This window comes from Cryobacterium roopkundense (genome assembly GCF_014200405.1).
Lineage (GTDB): Bacteria > Actinomycetota > Actinomycetes > Actinomycetales > Microbacteriaceae > Cryobacterium > Cryobacterium roopkundense.
Window position 1 is genome coordinate 1,179,967 of record NZ_JACHBQ010000001.1, and the last position, 17,657, is coordinate 1,197,623.

At 65.0% G+C, this 17,657-nt stretch carries 16 protein-coding genes; 11 read left to right on the forward strand and 5 right to left on the reverse strand.

What is annotated here, in order from left to right; translation table 11 throughout:
* Positions 1-39: 39 nt before the first annotated feature.
* The 3 genes from BJ997_RS05535 to BJ997_RS05545 form a co-directional block, all read right to left on the reverse strand.
* The gene (locus tag BJ997_RS05535; RefSeq protein WP_035837977.1) at positions 40-1,146 is read right to left on the reverse strand and encodes a PEP/pyruvate-binding domain-containing protein; all 1,107 of its coding nucleotides are present in this window, start codon (positions 1,144-1,146) and stop codon (positions 40-42) included.
* The gene (locus BJ997_RS05540; RefSeq protein WP_338080920.1) at positions 1,143-2,480 is read right to left on the reverse strand and encodes a cytochrome P450; all 1,338 of its coding nucleotides are present in this window, start codon (positions 2,478-2,480) and stop codon (positions 1,143-1,145) included. The genes BJ997_RS05535 and BJ997_RS05540 overlap by 4 nt, the downstream gene beginning before the upstream one ends.
* 63 nt (positions 2,481-2,543) lie before the next feature.
* Positions 2,544-3,368 (reverse strand): IclR family transcriptional regulator, encoded by an 825-nt coding sequence (locus BJ997_RS05545; RefSeq protein ID WP_052542473.1) that lies wholly within the window; start codon positions 3,366-3,368, stop codon positions 2,544-2,546.
* Positions 3,369-3,596: 228 nt separating this feature from the next.
* On the opposite strand from BJ997_RS05545, the gene BJ997_RS05550 reads away from it, so the two are divergent.
* From BJ997_RS05550 to BJ997_RS05585, 8 genes are all read left to right on the forward strand, one after another.
* A complete protein-coding gene (locus BJ997_RS05550; RefSeq protein WP_035837975.1) occupies positions 3,597-4,778 on the forward strand; it encodes a 4-hydroxybenzoate 3-monooxygenase in 1,182 nt (393 codons plus the stop codon).
* Between the two features lie 62 nt (positions 4,779-4,840).
* Positions 4,841-5,641: a protocatechuate 3,4-dioxygenase subunit beta gene (gene pcaH / locus BJ997_RS05555; RefSeq protein WP_236629066.1), complete on the forward strand. Its 801-nt coding sequence runs from the start codon at positions 4,841-4,843 to the stop codon at positions 5,639-5,641.
* Positions 5,634-6,248, forward strand: coding sequence for a protocatechuate 3,4-dioxygenase subunit alpha (gene pcaG, locus BJ997_RS05560; RefSeq protein WP_084141416.1), 615 nt, complete (start codon positions 5,634-5,636; stop codon positions 6,246-6,248). Before pcaH ends, pcaG begins: the two co-directional genes overlap by 8 nt.
* Positions 6,241-7,692 (forward strand): lyase family protein, encoded by a 1,452-nt coding sequence (locus BJ997_RS05565; protein WP_052542471.1) that lies wholly within the window; start codon positions 6,241-6,243, stop codon positions 7,690-7,692. The genes pcaG and BJ997_RS05565 overlap by 8 nt, the downstream gene beginning before the upstream one ends.
* On the forward strand, positions 7,692-8,909 hold the full coding sequence (pcaDC, locus tag BJ997_RS21905) for a bifunctional 3-oxoadipate enol-lactonase/4-carboxymuconolactone decarboxylase PcaDC (RefSeq protein WP_052542470.1): 1,218 nt from the start codon (positions 7,692-7,694) through the stop codon (positions 8,907-8,909). Before BJ997_RS05565 ends, pcaDC begins: the two co-directional genes overlap by 1 nt.
* A 12-nt stretch (positions 8,910-8,921) precedes the next feature.
* Entirely contained in the window at positions 8,922-9,722 is an 801-nt protein-coding gene (locus tag BJ997_RS05575; RefSeq protein WP_035837973.1) for a CoA transferase subunit A, read from the forward strand.
* Positions 9,722-10,411: a 3-oxoacid CoA-transferase subunit B gene (locus BJ997_RS05580; protein ID WP_052542469.1), complete on the forward strand. Its 690-nt coding sequence runs from the start codon at positions 9,722-9,724 to the stop codon at positions 10,409-10,411. Before BJ997_RS05575 ends, BJ997_RS05580 begins: the two co-directional genes overlap by 1 nt.
* Complete coding sequence (locus tag BJ997_RS05585; RefSeq protein ID WP_201771738.1) at positions 10,408-11,625, forward strand: acetyl-CoA C-acetyltransferase; 1,218 nt, start codon at positions 10,408-10,410, stop codon at positions 11,623-11,625. The genes BJ997_RS05580 and BJ997_RS05585 overlap by 4 nt, the downstream gene beginning before the upstream one ends.
* A gap of 527 nt (positions 11,626-12,152) precedes the next feature.
* On the opposite strand, the gene BJ997_RS05590 is transcribed toward BJ997_RS05585, so the two are convergent.
* On the reverse strand, positions 12,153-12,503 hold the full coding sequence (locus BJ997_RS05590; protein WP_035837971.1) for a hypothetical protein: 351 nt from the start codon (positions 12,501-12,503) through the stop codon (positions 12,153-12,155).
* A 550-nt stretch (positions 12,504-13,053) separates the two neighbouring features.
* On the opposite strand from BJ997_RS05590, the gene BJ997_RS05595 reads away from it, so the two are divergent.
* The 3 genes from BJ997_RS05595 (at position 13,054) to glgX (ending at position 16,550) form a co-directional block, all read left to right on the forward strand.
* Entirely contained in the window at positions 13,054-14,121 is a 1,068-nt protein-coding gene (locus tag BJ997_RS05595) for an iron-containing redox enzyme family protein (protein ID WP_052542468.1), read from the forward strand.
* The gene (locus tag BJ997_RS05600; protein WP_084141410.1) at positions 14,118-14,375 is read left to right on the forward strand and encodes a CDGSH iron-sulfur domain-containing protein; all 258 of its coding nucleotides are present in this window, start codon (positions 14,118-14,120) and stop codon (positions 14,373-14,375) included. The genes BJ997_RS05595 and BJ997_RS05600 overlap by 4 nt, the downstream gene beginning before the upstream one ends.
* A 123-nt stretch (positions 14,376-14,498) precedes the next feature.
* Positions 14,499-16,550: a glycogen debranching protein GlgX gene (gene glgX / locus BJ997_RS05605; protein WP_035837965.1), complete on the forward strand. Its 2,052-nt coding sequence runs from the start codon at positions 14,499-14,501 to the stop codon at positions 16,548-16,550.
* Between the two features lie 121 nt (positions 16,551-16,671).
* Here the strand turns inward: glgX and BJ997_RS05610 are convergent, their stop codons facing one another.
* Positions 16,672-17,598, reverse strand: coding sequence for a response regulator (locus BJ997_RS05610; RefSeq protein WP_035837963.1), 927 nt, complete (start codon positions 17,596-17,598; stop codon positions 16,672-16,674).
* Positions 17,599-17,657 lie beyond the last annotated feature (59 nt).

Consider the following 17,657-nt stretch of genomic DNA (forward strand, 5'->3'; position numbering starts at 1 on the left):
CGCGGGTCGGGCGGGAAAATGGGGTGCGGCGGGTGCGGGTCAGGCCTTGCCGGCCTGCACGAGCAGCGCCTGGGTGATGCTCGCGATACCGAAGCTGGTGGCGGGGGCGGCATCCGCTCCCGGGGCAGCAGCTTTCGCAGCGGAGGAGTGCACGGTTTCGGGGCGGGACTGCAACAGGAGCAGGTTCTGGCCGTCGGGCAGGTCGCCGTCAAGGGCCCACTCGATGTCCTGTGGGCACTTGAAATGCTTCTCGGCCTTCTTGGCGATGGTCGCGATCGCGGTGATCTCGGTCTCACTGATCGAGAGCACGGCGCGGCGGTCGGCCGAGACCTCGAGTTCGACCAGGCCCGCAGCAGCCGAGTCGGGCACGAGCTCGGCGTGTTTGCTGCCGATCGCACGCTTGACGACCATGAGCATAATCTTGTCGACGGTGACGTTGTCGGGGGTGACGAGCCCGGAGACGACGAGTTCGCCGAGCCCATACGAGGATTCGATCACGACCTTGGAACGGTCGCCGGTGGTCGGATCCATTGTGATGGCCACGCCGGCGGCGCGAGCGTTGACCATCTTCTGCACGGCGACGGCCATCGACAGGCCCTCGTTCGGAATGTTGTTCTTGAGACGGTAGGTGATCGCGCGGGAGGTGAACAGCGAGGCCCAGCACCGGCGGATGTGCTCGGTGACGTCCTCGATACCGGTGAGCCAGAGGTAGGTGTCCTGCTGGCCCGCGAAGCTCGCGTCGGGCAGGTCTTCGGCGGTCGCGGAGGAGCGCACGGCGACTGGAACAGGCTCCTGGAAGCGTTCCTGCAGGGCGTGATACGCGGCGACGAAGTCGGCGCGCACATTGGCGGGAACCGGGCGGCTCTCGATCTCCAAACGCAGTTGGGCAGAGACCCGGTCGACTTCGGCCACGTCGTCGGCGTCGAGGCCAGCTAGGAGTGAGTGGATGTCGTCCTGGATGCCGGCGGCGGCGATGAAGGCGTCGTAGGAGGCAGTGGTGATGGCGAAGCCGGGCGGCACCGGCATTCCGGCCTGGGTGAGGGCGACCAGCGAGGCGCACTTGCCGCCAAGTAGCTCGTGGCGGTGTTCGCCCGTGCCGTCAAAATCGGGGCCGTCAAAGAACTGGATGTAGGGCGTGGTGGTCACTTCTGGTCTCCCCAGGTAACGGGCACGGAGGTGGGCGCCCTGAACGACAGGTTGTTTCCGAACACGATGTTGTCGGCGTCGACTAGGCGCAGCCCGGGGGCCGCTTTGAGGGTCTCTTCGACGACGATCTTGTCCTGCATCTTGGCGAGTAGGTTGCCGAGGCAGTAGTGGATGCCAAAACCGAACGACAGGTGGTTACGGGCGTTGACCCGGTTGATGTCGAAGGTCTCTGGCTCATCGAACGTGCCGGGGTCGCGGTTGGCCGACCCCATCAGCAGAAGAATGTTCGAGCCAGCCGCGATCGGTACACCGCCGATTTCGGTGTCCACGAGGGCTTTGCGGCGCCACCCGACGATGCTCGGCGAGAAGCGCAGCGTCTCGTCGATCGCAGCCGGGATGCGGCTCGGATCATCGATCAGTTTCTGCCACTCGGCGGGGTGGGTGAGCAGTTCGCGGATCGTGTTGGAGATCAGGGTCGTGGTGGTCTCGTGACCGGCGAAGAGCAGGCTGTAACAGACCGAGGCGATCTCGTGGTCGGAGATCTCGGACCCGGTCGACTGCGCCTGCACCAGGTCGAAGACGAGGTTGTCACCGTTTTCTCCAGCCGCCAGCTGCTCGTGGGCGTTCGCGACGAGCCGCAGGCACTCCGTCCAGTAGTCCACGAGATTGTGGGCGTGGGGAATCTGTTCCTCGTCGCTGAGGTCGCCCCAGGTCATCGCGGCGCGGGAATCCGACCATTTCTTGTAGGTCGAGACCATCTCCGCACCGACGCCGAGCAGCCCGAGGATCGTGATCGTGGGGATGTCCACCGCGACGTCTTTCAGAAAGTCGCCGCGGGCATCCGCGTGGGCGAGCATCTGATGCAGCAGGCGAGAGGTATTCTCGCGAATCGTCGGCTCTAGCTTCTTGTAGCGGCGGGGCGTGAATTCTTTCTGCACGATGGCGCGCATGCGTGTGTGCTCTGGGGGGATGCGGGCGGAGAGGCCGGAGTAAGCGGTGAAGCCGCCGTCGTTCATGATCTTCGTCGCAGCGGCACCACGGGCTCGCACCGGGGCCTGGGCGTTCTCGCTGCTGAAGACCTGCCAGTTGTCGAAGGTCGCCTTGATGTCCTCGTAGCGGGAGACGACGTAGTAGCCGATCTCCGCGTCGAACATGACGGGTTCGTTTTCGCGCAGCGCGGCATAGGCGGGGAACGGGTCGGTCATGGCGAAGGGGGAGTAGCCGTGGTGCGCCGCGGATATGGAGGCAGCGGAGGCCGGGGCGTGGACCACGGGGCATCCGCTCGCTGCCGACGGCGCAGTTTCGGGCTGCGCGGCAATGGGCTGAGCGTTCACAATTGCTCCTTCATCTGCGTCCTCGTCTCTGAGGTCTCGGTAGGTCCATCTAAAGCGCCAGGGTCACTCAGCGCTGCTGGCTGTCCCACTGGATGGAAGTGGCTTGGGCTCGGGGGCTGCGCGAGGGGTCGGCGGCAGGTGGCTGATCCCGGCCTGAAGGCGCTCGGCGGTGCCGAGCAGCGCGGGCAGGTAGCGCTCGAGCTGGTGAATGCGGCTGGTCGGCAGCACGATGCCGACTCCACCGAAGATAATGCCATCGGACTGAAACACCGGAACTGCCAGCGAACAGGAGCCCAGGCGCACCTCCTCCGAGGCCAGGGCGAAACCGCGGGAGCGTATCTTCTCAAGCTCCCGGTGCAGCTTGGCGGGGTCGGTCATCGTCTGGGGGGTGCGCGGGTCGAGAGGGCCGTCGAGGATGGCGCCCTGCACCCAGTCCTCCTCGAAGGCCAAAATCGCGCGCCCCACGGCGGTCGCGTGCAGGGGCAGTCGCCCGCCGACCCGGCTGGCCTGGGGCACGCGCCGGCTGCCGTAGACCCGGTCGATGTAGAGCACCTCTGAGCCGTCGCGAATGGCGAAATGCACTGTCTCCTGGGTGAGCCCGAACAGGTCCTGCAGGTAGGGGCGGGCCACGTCGCGCAGCTTGCGGCCGGCGTGCTGGCCGAGTTCCCAGAGACGCAGGCCGATCTGGTAGCGGCCCTGGGCATCCCGTTGCACGGCGCCCCAGCTTTCTAGTTCTCCGAGTAGACGGTGTGCGGTGCTCTGCGGCAGCCCGCTCGCCGCGCTGATCTGCGAGAGGGTGCGCGCCGCGGGGCTGTCCTCGAAGGCGGCGAGAATGCTCAGTACCCGGCTCGTGACCGATTGGCCCGGAGCTGTTGTGTGACCTGCCACGGTGCCTCGGCTCGCGGATCGTCTCCCGAAAGCTCGGGAGACCCCCACTCTAGAGGTCTGCAACCACCCGGGCCGGGCACAACGCCCCTAATCCGCAGGTAGCTGCCCCTGGCACGAGCCGCACGCGTTCACCGGAGACACTTCCACTGAATGGAAAGGTGCGGTTTTTCCCGGCGCCGCAGGCAGCACACTGTTCTTACCGCCTGTCATCGTCGCTAGGAGAGCCCTGTGTCCCCAGAATCCACACCCGTCGCCATTATCGGTGCCGGTCCCGCCGGCCTGTTGCTCAGCTGGGCGTTGCGCGACGCTGGCATCCATACCATTGTGATCGAGAACCGCTCCCAGGACTACGTGCTTGCCCGTATCCGTGCCGGGGTGCTCGAGCAGGGCTCGGTCGAATACCTCACCCGGCTCGGCCTCGGGGATCGTCTCAAGGCTGAGGGGATGGAGCACGACGGCATCTATCTGCAGTACGGCGGGGAGCGCCATCGGGTCAATTTCAACGACCTCATCGGTCGTACCGTCACCGTCTACGGCCAACAGCAGGTTGTGAAAGACCTCGTCGCCGCCCATCAGGGCGCCGGATCGACCGTCTACTACGAGGCGGCGGATGTCGCGGTGCACGATCTCGACTCGGCCACACCGAGTGTCACCTTCGTTCACGAGGGGGAGAAGCACACGATCGCTGCAGACTTCGTGGTCGGTGCCGACGGGTTCCACGGCATCTGCCGGTCCTCGATCCCCACGGAGAAGATCACCCTGTTCGATCGCAGCTACCCGTTCGCCTGGCTCGGCATACTCGCCGACGTCGCCCCCTCGACCGAGGAACTCATCTACGCCCTGCACGAAGACGGTTTTGCCATGCACTCGATGCGCTCGCACACGGTGTCGCGCCTGTACCTTCAGGTCGATCCCGCCGATGACATCACGAACTGGTCGGACGAACGTATCTGGCAGGCGTTGCAGACCCGGCTGGCCGTGCCCGGCTGGACCTTGACCGAGGGCGTGATCACCGACAAGTCGATCACGCCGATGCGCAGCTTCGTCGCGTCGACGCTCAGCTACGGCCACCTGTTCCTGGTCGGCGACGCCGGGCACATCGTGCCGCCCACCGGCGCCAAGGGACTTAACTCCGCAATCTCCGATGTCACTCAGCTCGCCGAAGCCCTCACCGCGCACTACCGCAACGACGATTCGCTGCTCGGCCGGTACAGCGACACCGCGCTCGCCCGGCAGTGGCGGGTGCAGCAGTTCTCCCGCTGGATGACCGACATGCTGCACCGCAGCCCCGGCGACCTCCAGTCCGACGCCTTCGACTACCGCAGTCAGGTCGGCCAGCTCGACTACGTTACCCACTCGCCGCTCGCGCAGCGCATGCTCGCCGAGCAGTACACCGGCCTGCTGCTGTAACGGCTCGCCCCGCCGAGTCGTCCCCCGCACGCATACTGCAACCACCATTGTTAGGAGATTCTGTGCCCCTCGAAAAACCGAGCGTCGCTCTGGGTCGTGATACCCAGGGCACCATTAGCGCTGAAATCCGCGCTATCGAAGCGGATGCCGCCCGCCGCGTTCAGCAGGGCGGCCCGCCCGAGCTGCACCCCCGCCGGGACTACCCGCCGTACCGCAGCTCGCTGCTTCGCCACCCCACGCATGAGCTGGTACGTGTCGACCCCGAAGAGGTCGAGCGGGTCTCTCCAGCCTTTGGTCACACGGACGTGAACGTGCTCGAGAGCGACCTGACCATCCAGCACGTGGGGGAGCCGCTCGGCGAACGCATGACCGTGAGCGGACGGGTTCTCGACGGTGAGGGCCGCCCGGTACGCCACCAGCTGGTCGAACTGTGGCAGGCGAACGCCGGTGGCCGGTACGTGCACAAGCGCGACCAGCATCCTGCCCCGCTCGACCCCAATTTCACCGGCGTCGGCCGGGTCATCACCGGCGACAACGGCGAGTACAAGTTCACCACGATCAAGCCCGGCGCCTACCCCTGGAAGAATCACGTGAACGCCTGGCGGCCGGCGCACATTCACTTCTCGCTGTTCGGAAACGCATTCACGCAGCGGCTCATCACCCAGATGTATTTTCCGGGCGACCCGCTCTTCGCCCTCGACCCGATCTACCAGTCGATCGCCGACCCCGCAGCCCGGGCCCGGCTTGTGGGAACCTATGACCACGACCTCAGCGTGTCGGAGTGGTCACTCGGCTACCGCTGGGACATTGTGCTCACCGGCTCGAAGGCCACCTGGATGGAAGGCGAAGACGCCCATGACTGACCTGCTTCCCACCGAGACACGCGCGACCGAGCCTGCAACCGGTACGCCCGCGACCGGGACCTTCGTGCAGACCCCTTCGCAGACCGTCGGCCCGTTCTACGGCTACGCGCTGCCCTACGACAAAGGCCCCGAGCTCGTGCCCGGCCATCACCCGCACGCGATCCGCCTGCACGGCACCGTCACCGACGGCGCCGGGGAGCCGGTGATCGACGCCCTTCTCGAAATCTGGCAGGCTGACGGCGAGGGTAACCTCAGCCGCGAGCTGGGCAGCCTCGACCGCGACGGCTTCACGTTCACCGGTTTCGGCCGCGCCGCCGCCACGATGGCCGGCCAGTACACGTTCACCACCGTGAAGCCCGGCCCGGTCGCGGGCCACGCACCGTACGCGCTGGTCACCGTCTTCGCCCGCGGGCTCACGCACCACCTCTTCACCCGTGTCTATTTCGAAGCGGATGCCGCCCAGCTCGAGACCGATGCCGTGCTGGCCTTGGTGCCCGCCGATCGCCGCGATACCCTCATCAGCGTTCAGGACGGACCCTCCTCGTACCGGTTCGATATCCGCCTGCAGGGCGAGGGCGAAACCGTCTTTCTCGACTTCGATGCCTGACGCCGATACCATCGACGCCGGCCTGCTGAACCCGCTCGGCCACGGCAGTAGGGAGACGCAGCTCACGAGCGACTCCGCCTGGCTGCAGGCGATGGTCGACGCCGAGGTCGCCCTCACCCGTACGCTGATCACCGCCGAGCTGGTGCCCGACTGGATGAACGATGTCTGTGACGAACTCACGAACGCGGCACACCTCGATCTCGCCGCGATCGCCGCGCAGGGCCGCGGCGGCGGCAACCCCGTGATTCCTCTCGCTAAACACCTGGGAGCGGCCGCGGAGGCGGTTCAGGCCGGGGCATCCGACCACATCCACGTGGGCGCGACGAGCCAGGACATCCTCGACACCGCGGCGATGCTGGTCGCGCACCGGGTCACGGCCGAACTCATCACCCAGCTCACTGACCTGGCGCACTCGCTTGCCGGCCTCGCCGACGGCCACCGGGACACGATCATGGCCGGTCGCACCCTCGGCCAACAGGCCTCCCCGACGAGTTTCGGTTTTCTTGCGGCCGGCTGGCTTGACGCCGTCTTGGCCGTGCTGAACCGCGTTAACGAAACGCACGATGCACTGCCCGTACAGCTCGGCGGCGCGGTGGGAAACCTCGCCGTGCTTACCGAGATCGCCCGAACTCGACGGCCCGACGCGCCCGTGCAGCACACCGTCGACGCGATCGTGCAGGGCTTTGCCCGGCAACTGAGGTTGGTGGTGCCGACCTTGAGCTGGCACACCAACCGACTGGTGATCGCGGACCTGGCCGGAGTGCTCGCATCCGCTGCCGCCGTGGCCGGCACCATCGCCCTCGACGTGAGCGTGATGTCGCGCACCGAAATCGGTGAGGTCAGCGAGCGTCTCGGTGCGGGGGAGGGCGGGTCGAGCGCAATGCCCCACAAACGCAACCCGGTGTCGGCCGTTCTCGTGGTGGCCGCCGCCCGCCAAGCCCCCGGGCTCGTGTCGACGCTGGTTGGCAGCGTTCTGGCCGAGGACCAGCGGCCCAGCGGGGCCTGGCACGCCGAGTGGCAACCCCTGCGCACCCTGGAGGGACTCGCGATCTCGGCCGTGACCGGCGCAGCATCGCTCGCCGCGCGCCTCTACGTCGACCCCGAGCGCATGCGCGCCAACCTCGAGCTCACCGACGGCCTCATCTTCAGCGAACGCGTCACGACCATTCTGGCCGAAGCCCTCGGCAAGGCATCAGCTTTCGACATGGTGCAGCGCGCCTCCCGGGAGGCGTTTGACACGAACCGTCCGCTGCAGATCGTGCTCGAGGGAGTGCTGGCCTCCGACGGCTGCGACGATGCACTTCGTTACCGTATCTGGGACGCCTTCACCTGCACTGCCGACCTGGGCCAGTCCTTGGCCGGCATTGACCGGGTTCTCATCCGCTATCGCGCCCAGTGCACCGAAGCGGATACCGCCTCCGAACCAACAAGGACCGCCCACTGATGCCCGTGCACACCACCACTGTCCCCACCCTGATCGGAACCGTCACCCCCGTGCGCGGGCTGGCTCCCGCCCCACCGCTCGTGGTGCTGGGGCCATCGCTTGGTACCACTTCCGCGCTGTGGAACGGGGTCGTCGGCGCCCTGGCCGAAACGTCCCGGGTATTGCGCTTCGATCTGCCGGGGCACGGGGCGAGCCCGGCCGCGTCGCATCCGTTCACCGTCGCCGATCTCGCCGACGCCGTGATCACCCTCGTCGACTCGGTCGGCGGTGGCGCCTTTCACTACGCCGGCGTCTCGCTCGGCGGTGCCGTCGGCCTCGAGCTGGCCGTGCGACACCCCGACCGCCTGCTGAGCCTCGGTGTGATCTGTTCCGGCCCTAAAATCGGCACCCCAGAGGGCTGGCGAGACCGTGCCGCCCAGATTCGCGGCAGCGGCACCCCGAGCGTCATCGTGAGCAGCGCCGAGCGCTGGTTCGCGCCCGGCTTTCTCGAGCGGGACCCTGCCTCCGGGTCGGCCGCGCTGAACGAGCTCAGCAGCATCAACGACGAGTCCTACGCCATGTGCTGCGAGGCCCTCGCCGGCTACGACGTGACGCAGGCCCTCGGCGGTATCCACACACCGACCCTGTGCCTGTCGGGGGAGTTCGACATTGCCACCCCGAGCCGGCTGCTCGCCGACCTGGCCGCGGTGATTCCGGGTGCGCGCCACGAGGTCATCGCCGGGGCCGCCCACCTGCCCGCCTTGGAACGCCCGGCCGAGGTGGCCGTGCTGCTTCAGTTGCTGTTCGAGGGGCCGAGCCCGGCGGCGGGATCGTCGCGTACTGCGGCATCCGCTTATACCGACGGCATGACCGTGCGCCGGGAAGTGCTCGGCGACGCGCACGTCGACCGCGCGTCGGCCGCGATCACCCCTGAAACCGCTGACTTTCAGGACTTCATCACCCGGTACGCGTGGGGCGAGATCTGGACCCGCCCCGGCCTGGACCGCCGCACCCGCAGCTTTCTCACGATCGCGGCACTCGTCACCGGCGGCCATGAGGGCGAGCTCACCATGCACGTGCGCGCCGCGCTGACCAACGGGCTGAGCCGTGCCGAGATCAGCGAGGCCATTTTGCATACCGCGATCTACGCCGGTGTGCCCGCCGCGAACGCCGCATTCGCAGTAGCCCGCGACACCTTCGCGGCGCTCGACACCGAGCTCACCGACCCCACAAGCTAAAGGACCCGTTCCATGGACAAAACGTATTCTTCGGCGGCATCCGCTGTGGCCGACATTCCCGATGGTGCTTCGATCGCGGTCGGCGGGTTTGGGCTGGTTGGCGTGCCGATCGTGCTGATTCGCGCGCTGCTGGCGCAGGGTACGACTGCCCTGCACGTGGTGAGCAACAATTGCGGCGTTGACGGTTGGGGCTTGGGCGAGCTGTTGCGCGAGGGCCGGATCAGCCGGGTGATTGCTTCCTATATCGGAGAGAACAAGGACTTTGCCCGCCGCTACCTCGGAGGCGAGCTCGAGGTTGAGCTGACCCCCCAGGGCACCCTCGCTGAGCGGATGCGGGCCGGCGGCAGCGGGATCCCGGCGTTCTTCACCGCGAGTGGGGTGGGGACGATGGTCGCCGATGGCGGCCTGCCGTGGCGGTACGGGCCGGATGGGCAGGTGACGGTCTCCAGCCCGGCGAAGGAGACCCGGCTGATTTCGTCGCTCGGCTCCGCGAAGGAGTACGTGCTCGAGGAGGCGATCGTCACCGACTACGCCTTCGTACGCGCGGCGAAGGGTGACCGGCACGGCAACCTCGTCTTCGAGAAGTCGGCCCGCAACTTCAACCCGGTCGCCGGCATGGCCGGTCGCATCACGATCGCCGAAGTCGATGAACTCGTCGAACCAGGCCAGATCGACCCCGACGAGGTGCACCTGGCCGGCATTTACGTGAACCGCATCGTGCAGCTCGGCGCAGCGGATGCCGCCGATCTCCCCATCGAGAAGACCACCACCCGGCCGCGCGCCGCGGCGGCAACCTTGAACGGACAGCGCTGATGCCCCTCACTCGCAACCAGATGGCCGCCCGCGCCGCGCAGGACCTCACCCCTGACTCGTATGTGAACCTCGGCATTGGCCTGCCGACCCTCATCCCGAACTTCCTGCCGGACGGCGTTCACGTGGTGTTGCACTCCGAGAACGGGGTGCTGGGCGTGGGCCCGTACCCGTGGGAGGGCGAGGCCGACCCGAAGCTGATCAATGCCGGCAAGGAGACCGTCACCGTCAACCCGGGCGCCGCGTATTTCGATTCGGCCCAGAGCTTTGGCATGATCCGCGGTGGCCTGATCGACGTGGCCGTTCTCGGCGCCATGCAGGTGTCGGTGTCCGGCGACATCGCGAACTGGGCGGTGCCGGGAAAGATGATCAAGGGAATGGGCGGCGCGATGGACCTCGTGCACGGCGCCGATACGGTGATCGTGGTGATGGAACATGTCACCAAGACCGGCGAGCACAAGATCAAGACGGTCTGCGACCTGCCGCTCACCGGCAAGGCCGTGGTCACCCGCATCATCACCGACCTTGCCGTGATCGACATCACTCCCGGCGGTCTCGTGCTGCGCGAGCTGGCGCCGGGCGTCACGGTCGACCAGGTGCGGGCCGCGACCGAGGCGACGCTGCTGGTGCCGGTCCCGCCGCTGACCATCCGAACGATGCTCGACTACGCCAAGGCGGGAGTGGCCGTATGACCGCGCTGCGCGAGGTCGTCATCTGCGAACCCGTGCGCACCCCGATCGGCCGGTTCGGCGGCGCCCTCAAGACGGTCGCGCCGGCCGACCTGGCCGCGGCGGTGATCGCAGCGCTGATCGAGCGCACCGGCCTCGACGGCGCCCTCGTCGATGACGTGATCTTCGGCCAGGCCTACCCGACGGCAGAGGCCGCGCCGGTGGCCCGGGTCGCCGCACTGAACGCTGGACTGCCGGTGGCCGTCGGCGGCGTGCAGGTCGACCGGCGTTGCGGCTCCGGGCTGCAGGCCATCCTCGACGCCGCGATGCAGGTCCAGACCGGGGTGAGCGACCTCGCCATCGCCGGCGGTGTCGACGTGATGAGCCAGGCCCCGTTCTATGCGGTCGAGTCCCGCTGGGGCGTGGGCGGAACCGCCGGGATACTGCTGCGCGACGCGCTCGGTCGCGGCCGCGAAACTGCCGGCGGGCGCCGATACCCGGTGCCCGGTGGCATGCTCGAAACCGCCGAAAACCTGCGCCGTGACTACGGCATCGACCGGGTGGAACAAGATGAACTCGCGGTCGAATCGCAGCGCCGCGCCCTCGCATCCGTTGCCGCGGGCCGGTTCACTGACGAGATCGTGCCGGTCTCCGTGCCCGGCCGCAAGGGCCCCACCGTGGTCTCGGTCGACGAAACCCCGCGCGAGACCACGCTCGAGGCCCTCGCCGCCCTGAAGCCGATCCTGGGGAAAGCGGATGCCGCCGCGACCGTGACTGCCGGCAACGCGAGCGGGCAGAACGACGCGGCCGCCGCGTGCATCGTGACCACGCCGGAGCGCGCCGCCGAACTCGGCCTCGCCCCGCTCGTGCGCCTCCGGTCGTGGGCGCGAGCCGGAGTCGAACCGTCCCGCATGGGCCTCGGCCCGGTACCCGCCACCAAGCTTGCCCTTGAGCGCGCCGGACTCACGCTCGCCGACATGGACCTCATCGAAATGAACGAGGCCTTCGCCGCCCAGGTGCTCGCCGTGACACGGGAGTGGAACTTCATCGAGAAGGACTGGGACCGCACCAACGTGAACGGCTCCGGCATTTCACTCGGTCACCCGGTCGGCGCGACGGGCATGCGCATCCTCGCCACCGCCGCCCGCCACCTGCACCGCACTGACGGACGGTTCCTGCTTGAAACCATGTGCATCGGAGGCGGCCAGGGCCTCGCCGCCATTTGGGAGCGCGTGTAGTTGCGGGCTTGCGTTCATGCTTATGCCCACCATTTACCCACCTAAATCGACCGTGAATGACCAAGAGCGTTCGTCTATGATCGGGAGTAGTGAACCGTTCGGTTTGCTGCAAAGACAAAAGTGAAAAAGCCCCGGTGAGACATGGTTTCTCGCCGGGGTTTTTCTGTGCCTGGAAATCATGCCGGTTGCATAGTTGGAAATCAACCAGGATCAACCTGAGCTAACCCAGAATGTCGGCGACGGGCAGCGAGAACCTCCTTGTCTCGCACTATTCCGGGGGAGTCTGCGTTGTTCGGGCGCCGAATTCTCGACACGGTGCCTACGCACCATCGCGATCGAGTGTCGAGGGAACGAAGGGGGTCGATGGTGGATAGAGGGTGTGTCGGTGACCGATGGAGCACTGTGATCGGGCTGCACCTACGCTCGAGCACACAATCGGCCTGCCGGAGGTCGGACGAGCGTGCGGGCTGCCTGGTGTCCCGACGAAACCAGGGGTGGGGGCCACCAGTTGTGATGGACCGAGGAATTTAAGCGTTCCGACCGAAGTCTAAATCAAGCCCCACAGAATCGTCCATCGACGCAACGTCGGCCGCGGATAAGGGCTGGACATCTTTGATACCCACCGTCAGCAACAGGGGAATGGGAAATTGTTCGAGTTCGTTCTCGCTAGCGACGACTTCAGTCTCAGTGACATGCAGCTGGGTCGAAGCGCTCAGCACGAGCGTATGCAACGCAATTTCGTTGTTGGGCTCTAAAACGGGCACCTCGATGGCGACAGGTGTCTCCATCGGCATGGCATGAGTGACAAAAAGTACCAACGCGTCAGAAGTCTCTGTACCGGTAATGAACATCTCGCCGTTGTACGAAATTTGCTTCATGGCAAGACCGTAGGCCGAAATAGGACCATCGAGAATGCCCTTGACGAAAGCTGATCCGCGTGATGTGCAGAATGGGTGCACTGGGTCCGGAGCCAGCACATTAGGCACGGCGTTTGCCGCCCGTCAACATCTTGTTAGCGGCCATGCCAAGTTGGGCGGTTTCAAGTGATCGTCGCAATACTGCGGGTGGACAAGTAGAGATGAGTAGATCACGAAAGCGCTCCGCGGGAGTATCCCAGCCGCGAGTTGGACACTGTCAGCTCCGCCAGATCGAGCAAGCGCTGCCGCGAACTTGACGACCAGCTCGGCTACTTCGTTGCTAATGAGCAAGCTCTTGCCGTCAAACGTCAGATTCATCATCCGAGCACCGTATTCACACTTAACTGGATGCTCTAGGGGTTGCATTCTGCAGATTCGGTGCGCGCCTTATTGCACCCTTTGGCTGTCCACCCGTGGTTCCGGCCGAAACCATCGTGGCCTCAACTTTTTCGGGTTCGGCCGCGCTATGATCCGTGCCAGGCCGTGCTGCCACTGGGGCAGTTCGCGCCACATGACATGGAGGACACACGTGAAAACGCCACGCCCCCGGGGCCCAGTCAGTGCTGCGTTAGTAGATCTTTTCTCCAATCGTACCTCCTCCGCGGCAACGGAGCTGTCCGCGGCATTGCAGAAGAGCACCGCAGCAGCCCTCGACGAGTTGCCTGACCTGCTGCAGAATGATGATGTTCAGGTTGCGCTATTTGCCGCATATGAACTTCGCTACAGCGGACTCACCGGTGTCACCGATGACTGGGAATGGCACCCCGCCGTGCTCGAATTCTGCGCCGCGATTGAGCGCTCCTTCGAGCAAACACTGCGGGAACGGGTACCTCTGCCACCGGTGCCGGCGCCGGGCACTGACAGCGTCGCTGCTGCGTTGTTCGAGCTGACCGGTTCCAATAGCGGGCCGAGCGTGTCGAGGTACATCGCGAAGAAGGCAACAGATGAGCAGGCTCATGAGTTCCTCATCCAACGCTCGGTGTATCAGCTGAAGGAGGCAGACCCGCACAGTTGGGCGATTCCTCGACTCCGCGGGCGGGCCAAAGCGGCTCTCGTGGAGATTCAAGCAGATGAATACGGCGGCGGCCGGTTTGAGCGCATGCACTCCGAGCTCTTCGCGCGAACCATGCGCGGGCTGGGCCTCGATGACACGTACGGGCACTATGTGGATGCGGTGCCGGCGATTACTCTCGCGTCTAGCAACATGATGACCATGTTCGGCACCCACCGCCGGCTACGCGGCGCTATTGCCGGGCATCTCGCTGCGTTCGAAATGACATCCGCCCTGCCGAACCGCCTCTACGGAAACGGATTCCGACGACTCGGCTACGACGCCGGGGTGACCCACTACTTCGACGAACACGTCGAAGCCGACGCCGTGCACGAACAGATAGCCGCTCGTGACCTCGCCGGCGCGCTCAGCGAAGATGAACCAACCCTTGTTGCAGACATCATTTTCGGCGCAGCGGCCGGGCTCTATATAGATGGACTCGCTGGCACTCAAATGCTTACCGCGTGGGCGGGCGGCGAATCGTCCCTCCGCACCGAGTCACCAATACAGGCGGGTGTGCCGGCATGACCGGGGCCGGTCTTCCTACCGGCGGTGACATCCCGGTGAGCATCACTGCCTGCCCTAACGGCCCCCTACTTGTTCGGGGCTCGTTTGAAATACTCACTCCGGCCGGCGAAGTCATTCCTCCGCGCCGAAAAACAGTGGCGCTCTGCCGTTGCGGAATATCCGCACTCAAACCATTCTGTGACGGCAGCCACAAAGCCATCAACTTCAGGACTGAACCAGAGCCACCAGCCTCACAGCCGCGACTACCGTCCTGACGTTCCCCGCCAGCGATCTGAAAGTCTGCTGGAACGCTACGGTTTCCATTTTCCAATGAGGTCCTGCTCGGAAGCTGCTCAGCCTGCTGTCCGCACACTAGAGAATCTAGATTGAGAGTCACCATGCAATCCATTGCGCACCGCTCCCTGCCCTATCCGTTGGGCGCCACCCTCATGGACGGCGGTATCGACATGGCGGTCTATTCCGAGACCGCCGACATGGTCGAATTCTGCTCATTTGACGAATCGGGCACCGAAACGTGCACTCGGCTCAGCGAACGTACCGGACATGTTTTTCACGGAATTGTGCCTGGCGCTGGCGTCGGCACGCTCTACGGCTTACGTGTGTACGAACCGTGGGATCCCGGAAACGGTCTGCGGCACAATGGCAAGAAGCTGCTGCTCGACCCGCACACGCGGGCCATGCCGGGCACTTACACCTGGGGTCAGGAGGTCTTCGGGCATAGTCAAAACAACCCATCTGACCTCGACCCGTCCGACTCGGCCGCCTTCACTCCGTACTGCGTGATCCCCGACCCTGCGTTTGATTGGGCCGGAGACACCGCCCCGCTCACCCCTCTGAGCAGCTCGGTAATCTACGAGGTGCACGTCAAGGGATTCACTCAAACCCACCCGGACGTGCCCGAAGAGCTGCGCGGCACCTATGCCGGGTTAGCGAGCCCAGCAGCCATTAAACATTTGACCGACCTCGGCGTCACCGCGGTCGTACTGCTCCCAGTGCAACAATTCGTGCAAGATAGTCACCTCGAGGAGAAGGGGCTCCACAACTACTGGGGCTACAACACCATCGGCTTCTTCGCCCCGCACGGCGCTTACGCGGCGGGCCACTCCACGGGAGCCCAAGTCGCGGAGTTCAAGGAAATGGTGAAAGCCCTGCACACGGCCGGACTTGAGGTAATTCTCGACGTGGTTTACAACCACACCGCTGAGGGCAACCACATGGGCCCAACCCTGTCGTTCAAAGGCATCGACAATGAGGCCTACTATCGGCTGGTTTCTGATGACCGCAGCAGCTATTTTGACACCACCGGCACCGGTAACAGCGTCAACGTCAGCCACCCGGCGGCGCTGGGGCTCATCATGGACTCGCTGCGCTACTGGGTAACCGACATGCATGTGGACGGGTTCCGTTTCGATCTGGCGACCACCCTGACGCGGCAGGGCGGTGACGCAGAACTCCACAGCGCCTTTCTGACACTGATCCAACAAGATCCCGTGCTGGCACCCGTGAAGATGATCGCCGAACCGTGGGACACAGCAGGCTACCAAGTCGGCGGCTTTCCGGCGGACTGGTCCGAGTGGAACGGCAAGTTTCGTGACGATGTGCGCGGTTTCTGGCATGGAAAATCTGCGCTGCTGGGCACCGTCTCCCAGCGGGTGCTCGGCAGCCCTGACGTCTACGAAGCGGACCGGCGGTCACCGCTGAGCAGCGTGAATTTCGTCACCGCACACGACGGCTTCACACTCGCCGACCTGACGATGTACGACGAGAAGCACAACGACGCCAACGGCGAAGACAATGCCGACGGCGAGAGCGACAACCAGTCAATGAACAACGGTGTTGAAGGGCCTACCGATGATCCTGCGGCGACCGAGCGGCGCGACCGGATGCGCCGAAACTTGATGGGGACGCTTTTGCTCTCGGCGGGCGTACCCATGATCCTTGGCGGCGACGAACTTGGTCGCAGCCAGAGTGGCAACAACAATGCCTACTGCCAGGACAACGAGATCTCGTGGTTCGACTGGGAGCACACGGATCAGAGTCTGCTCGACTTCACCCGGACGCTTCTCGAGCTGCGTCGAGAAAATCCGGCCCTGAGACCCGCCTGGTTCCGGCAGGCACCCTGCGGCGGCGACGACGACACAGTGAAAGTCCTCCGGACCGACGCCGAAAACTTCACTGCCTCTGATTGGGATGATGTCGGCGCACACGCGATCACGTTTGTGCTGGTACACACCACCTGTGCCGACGCTTTCGCACTCCTGATGAATGCGGCATCGAACGTCGTCGAATTCAGCGTCCCAGCAGCGCCGAATCAGGAATGGGAACTCGCCATATCCAGCGACCCCGACCAAGAAGTGGAGGGGGCGGTGAGCACGCTGATCGTACGGGACGGTTCGTTCACTCTTCTCCGCTCCCGGGCCTCAGAGTGACTCGTTCGTATCCAGCTCGTTCAAAGTCGTCGCATCGTCGGTGGGCCGGCTCGACCGACCAGCAAATGGATCTGCTTCGAGTGACCGTAGTGGCTTCGATGATGAAACTGTGGCAACGGTGTCACTTTCTCGATCGGGTGATGCCTGATGATAATGCGCGTCTGACTTCGTAGATGAACGCGTGCCGGTTGAAATTCTCAGCTCCAATCACGCTGACCGGCTGGGACGGGTCGCTGTCCACCGCGGCTGCTTCTTGATGGGTGACCTGTTTGCCCGTCACGACGAGGATAGGAATATGCCTAGTTGTTTCGTTGTGCTGCAGGGCCAACACGACCTGGTAGCCGCTGGAACTGCCCATCGTGAGGTTGAGAAGGATGAGATCCGGGTCCAGCCGCCCGGCCATTTCGATGACACTTTCTTTGGTCAGAGCGCGTTCAATGACATATTCTGGCGGGTTGAGAAAGCGGGTTACAATATCGATCGTCTCCGGATCGTCGTCGGCGACGAGCACCCGGTGGGTGCGGCTGGCATTGGGGCTGAGCTCTAGAGCGTCGAGGGATTGTTGCAGGGCTGCCCGGCTGATCGGTTTCTCCAGCACGGCCGCCGCACCGTGCGTCAGAGCGCGGCTGATGTCGGCTTCCCCGGCTACGATGACAATCGGTACGGGGGCGAGATCGACGTACTCGCGCAGTCGGATAAGAAAGCCCCAGCCATCCATCCTGGGCAGTCGAATATCGAGGGTGATGAGGCTGAGGTGTTGCATTGATGCGATTTCTAGGCCTTGCTCGCCATTGGTGGCGACAAGAACCCGGAAACCCTCCGCCTCGAGTAAAATTCTGAGCACTTTGGCGCCTTTGGCATCGTCTTCAACCACGAGGGCTACGTGCCGCTCAGAATCTTCCTTACCTACCGGCAGGTGTTGCACGATGTCCGTGTCCGTGTCCGTGTCCGTGTCCGTGTCCCTGTCCGTGTCCGCGGACGAGTTCGTGGCTGTTGTCCCGTCTGCAGCCTCGTCCGCGTTGGCCAGGGGCGGCTTCTCCGAGTCCATCCCCTCCTGCGGTGAAGTGCAATTCGTGCCCTTAAGGCGGGTCCTATGTCCAGCGCCTT

Excerpts from the sequence above, each read along its gene's own strand:
- pcaG (WP_084141416.1), top strand. The coding sequence starts at position 5,634 with ATGACTGACCTGCTTCCCACCGAGACACGCGCGACCGAGCCTGCAACC.
- BJ997_RS05565 (WP_052542471.1), top strand. The coding sequence starts at position 6,241 with ATGCCTGACGCCGATACCATCGACGCCGGCCTGCTGAACCCGCTCGGC.
- pcaDC (WP_052542470.1), top strand. The coding sequence starts at position 7,692 with ATGCCCGTGCACACCACCACTGTCCCCACCCTGATCGGAACCGTCACC.
- BJ997_RS05575 (WP_035837973.1), top strand. The coding sequence starts at position 8,922 with ATGGACAAAACGTATTCTTCGGCGGCATCCGCTGTGGCCGACATTCCC.
- BJ997_RS05580 (WP_052542469.1), top strand. The coding sequence starts at position 9,722 with ATGCCCCTCACTCGCAACCAGATGGCCGCCCGCGCCGCGCAGGACCTC.
- BJ997_RS05585 (WP_201771738.1), top strand. The coding sequence starts at position 10,408 with ATGACCGCGCTGCGCGAGGTCGTCATCTGCGAACCCGTGCGCACCCCG.
- BJ997_RS05590 (WP_035837971.1), bottom strand. The coding sequence starts at position 12,503 with ATGAAGCAAATTTCGTACAACGGCGAGATGTTCATTACCGGTACAGAG.
- BJ997_RS05595 (WP_052542468.1), top strand. The coding sequence starts at position 13,054 with ATGACATGGAGGACACACGTGAAAACGCCACGCCCCCGGGGCCCAGTC.
- BJ997_RS05600 (WP_084141410.1), top strand. The coding sequence starts at position 14,118 with ATGACCGGGGCCGGTCTTCCTACCGGCGGTGACATCCCGGTGAGCATC.
- glgX (WP_035837965.1), top strand. The coding sequence starts at position 14,499 with ATGCAATCCATTGCGCACCGCTCCCTGCCCTATCCGTTGGGCGCCACC.
- BJ997_RS05610 (WP_035837963.1), bottom strand. The coding sequence starts at position 17,598 with ATGGACTCGGAGAAGCCGCCCCTGGCCAACGCGGACGAGGCTGCAGAC.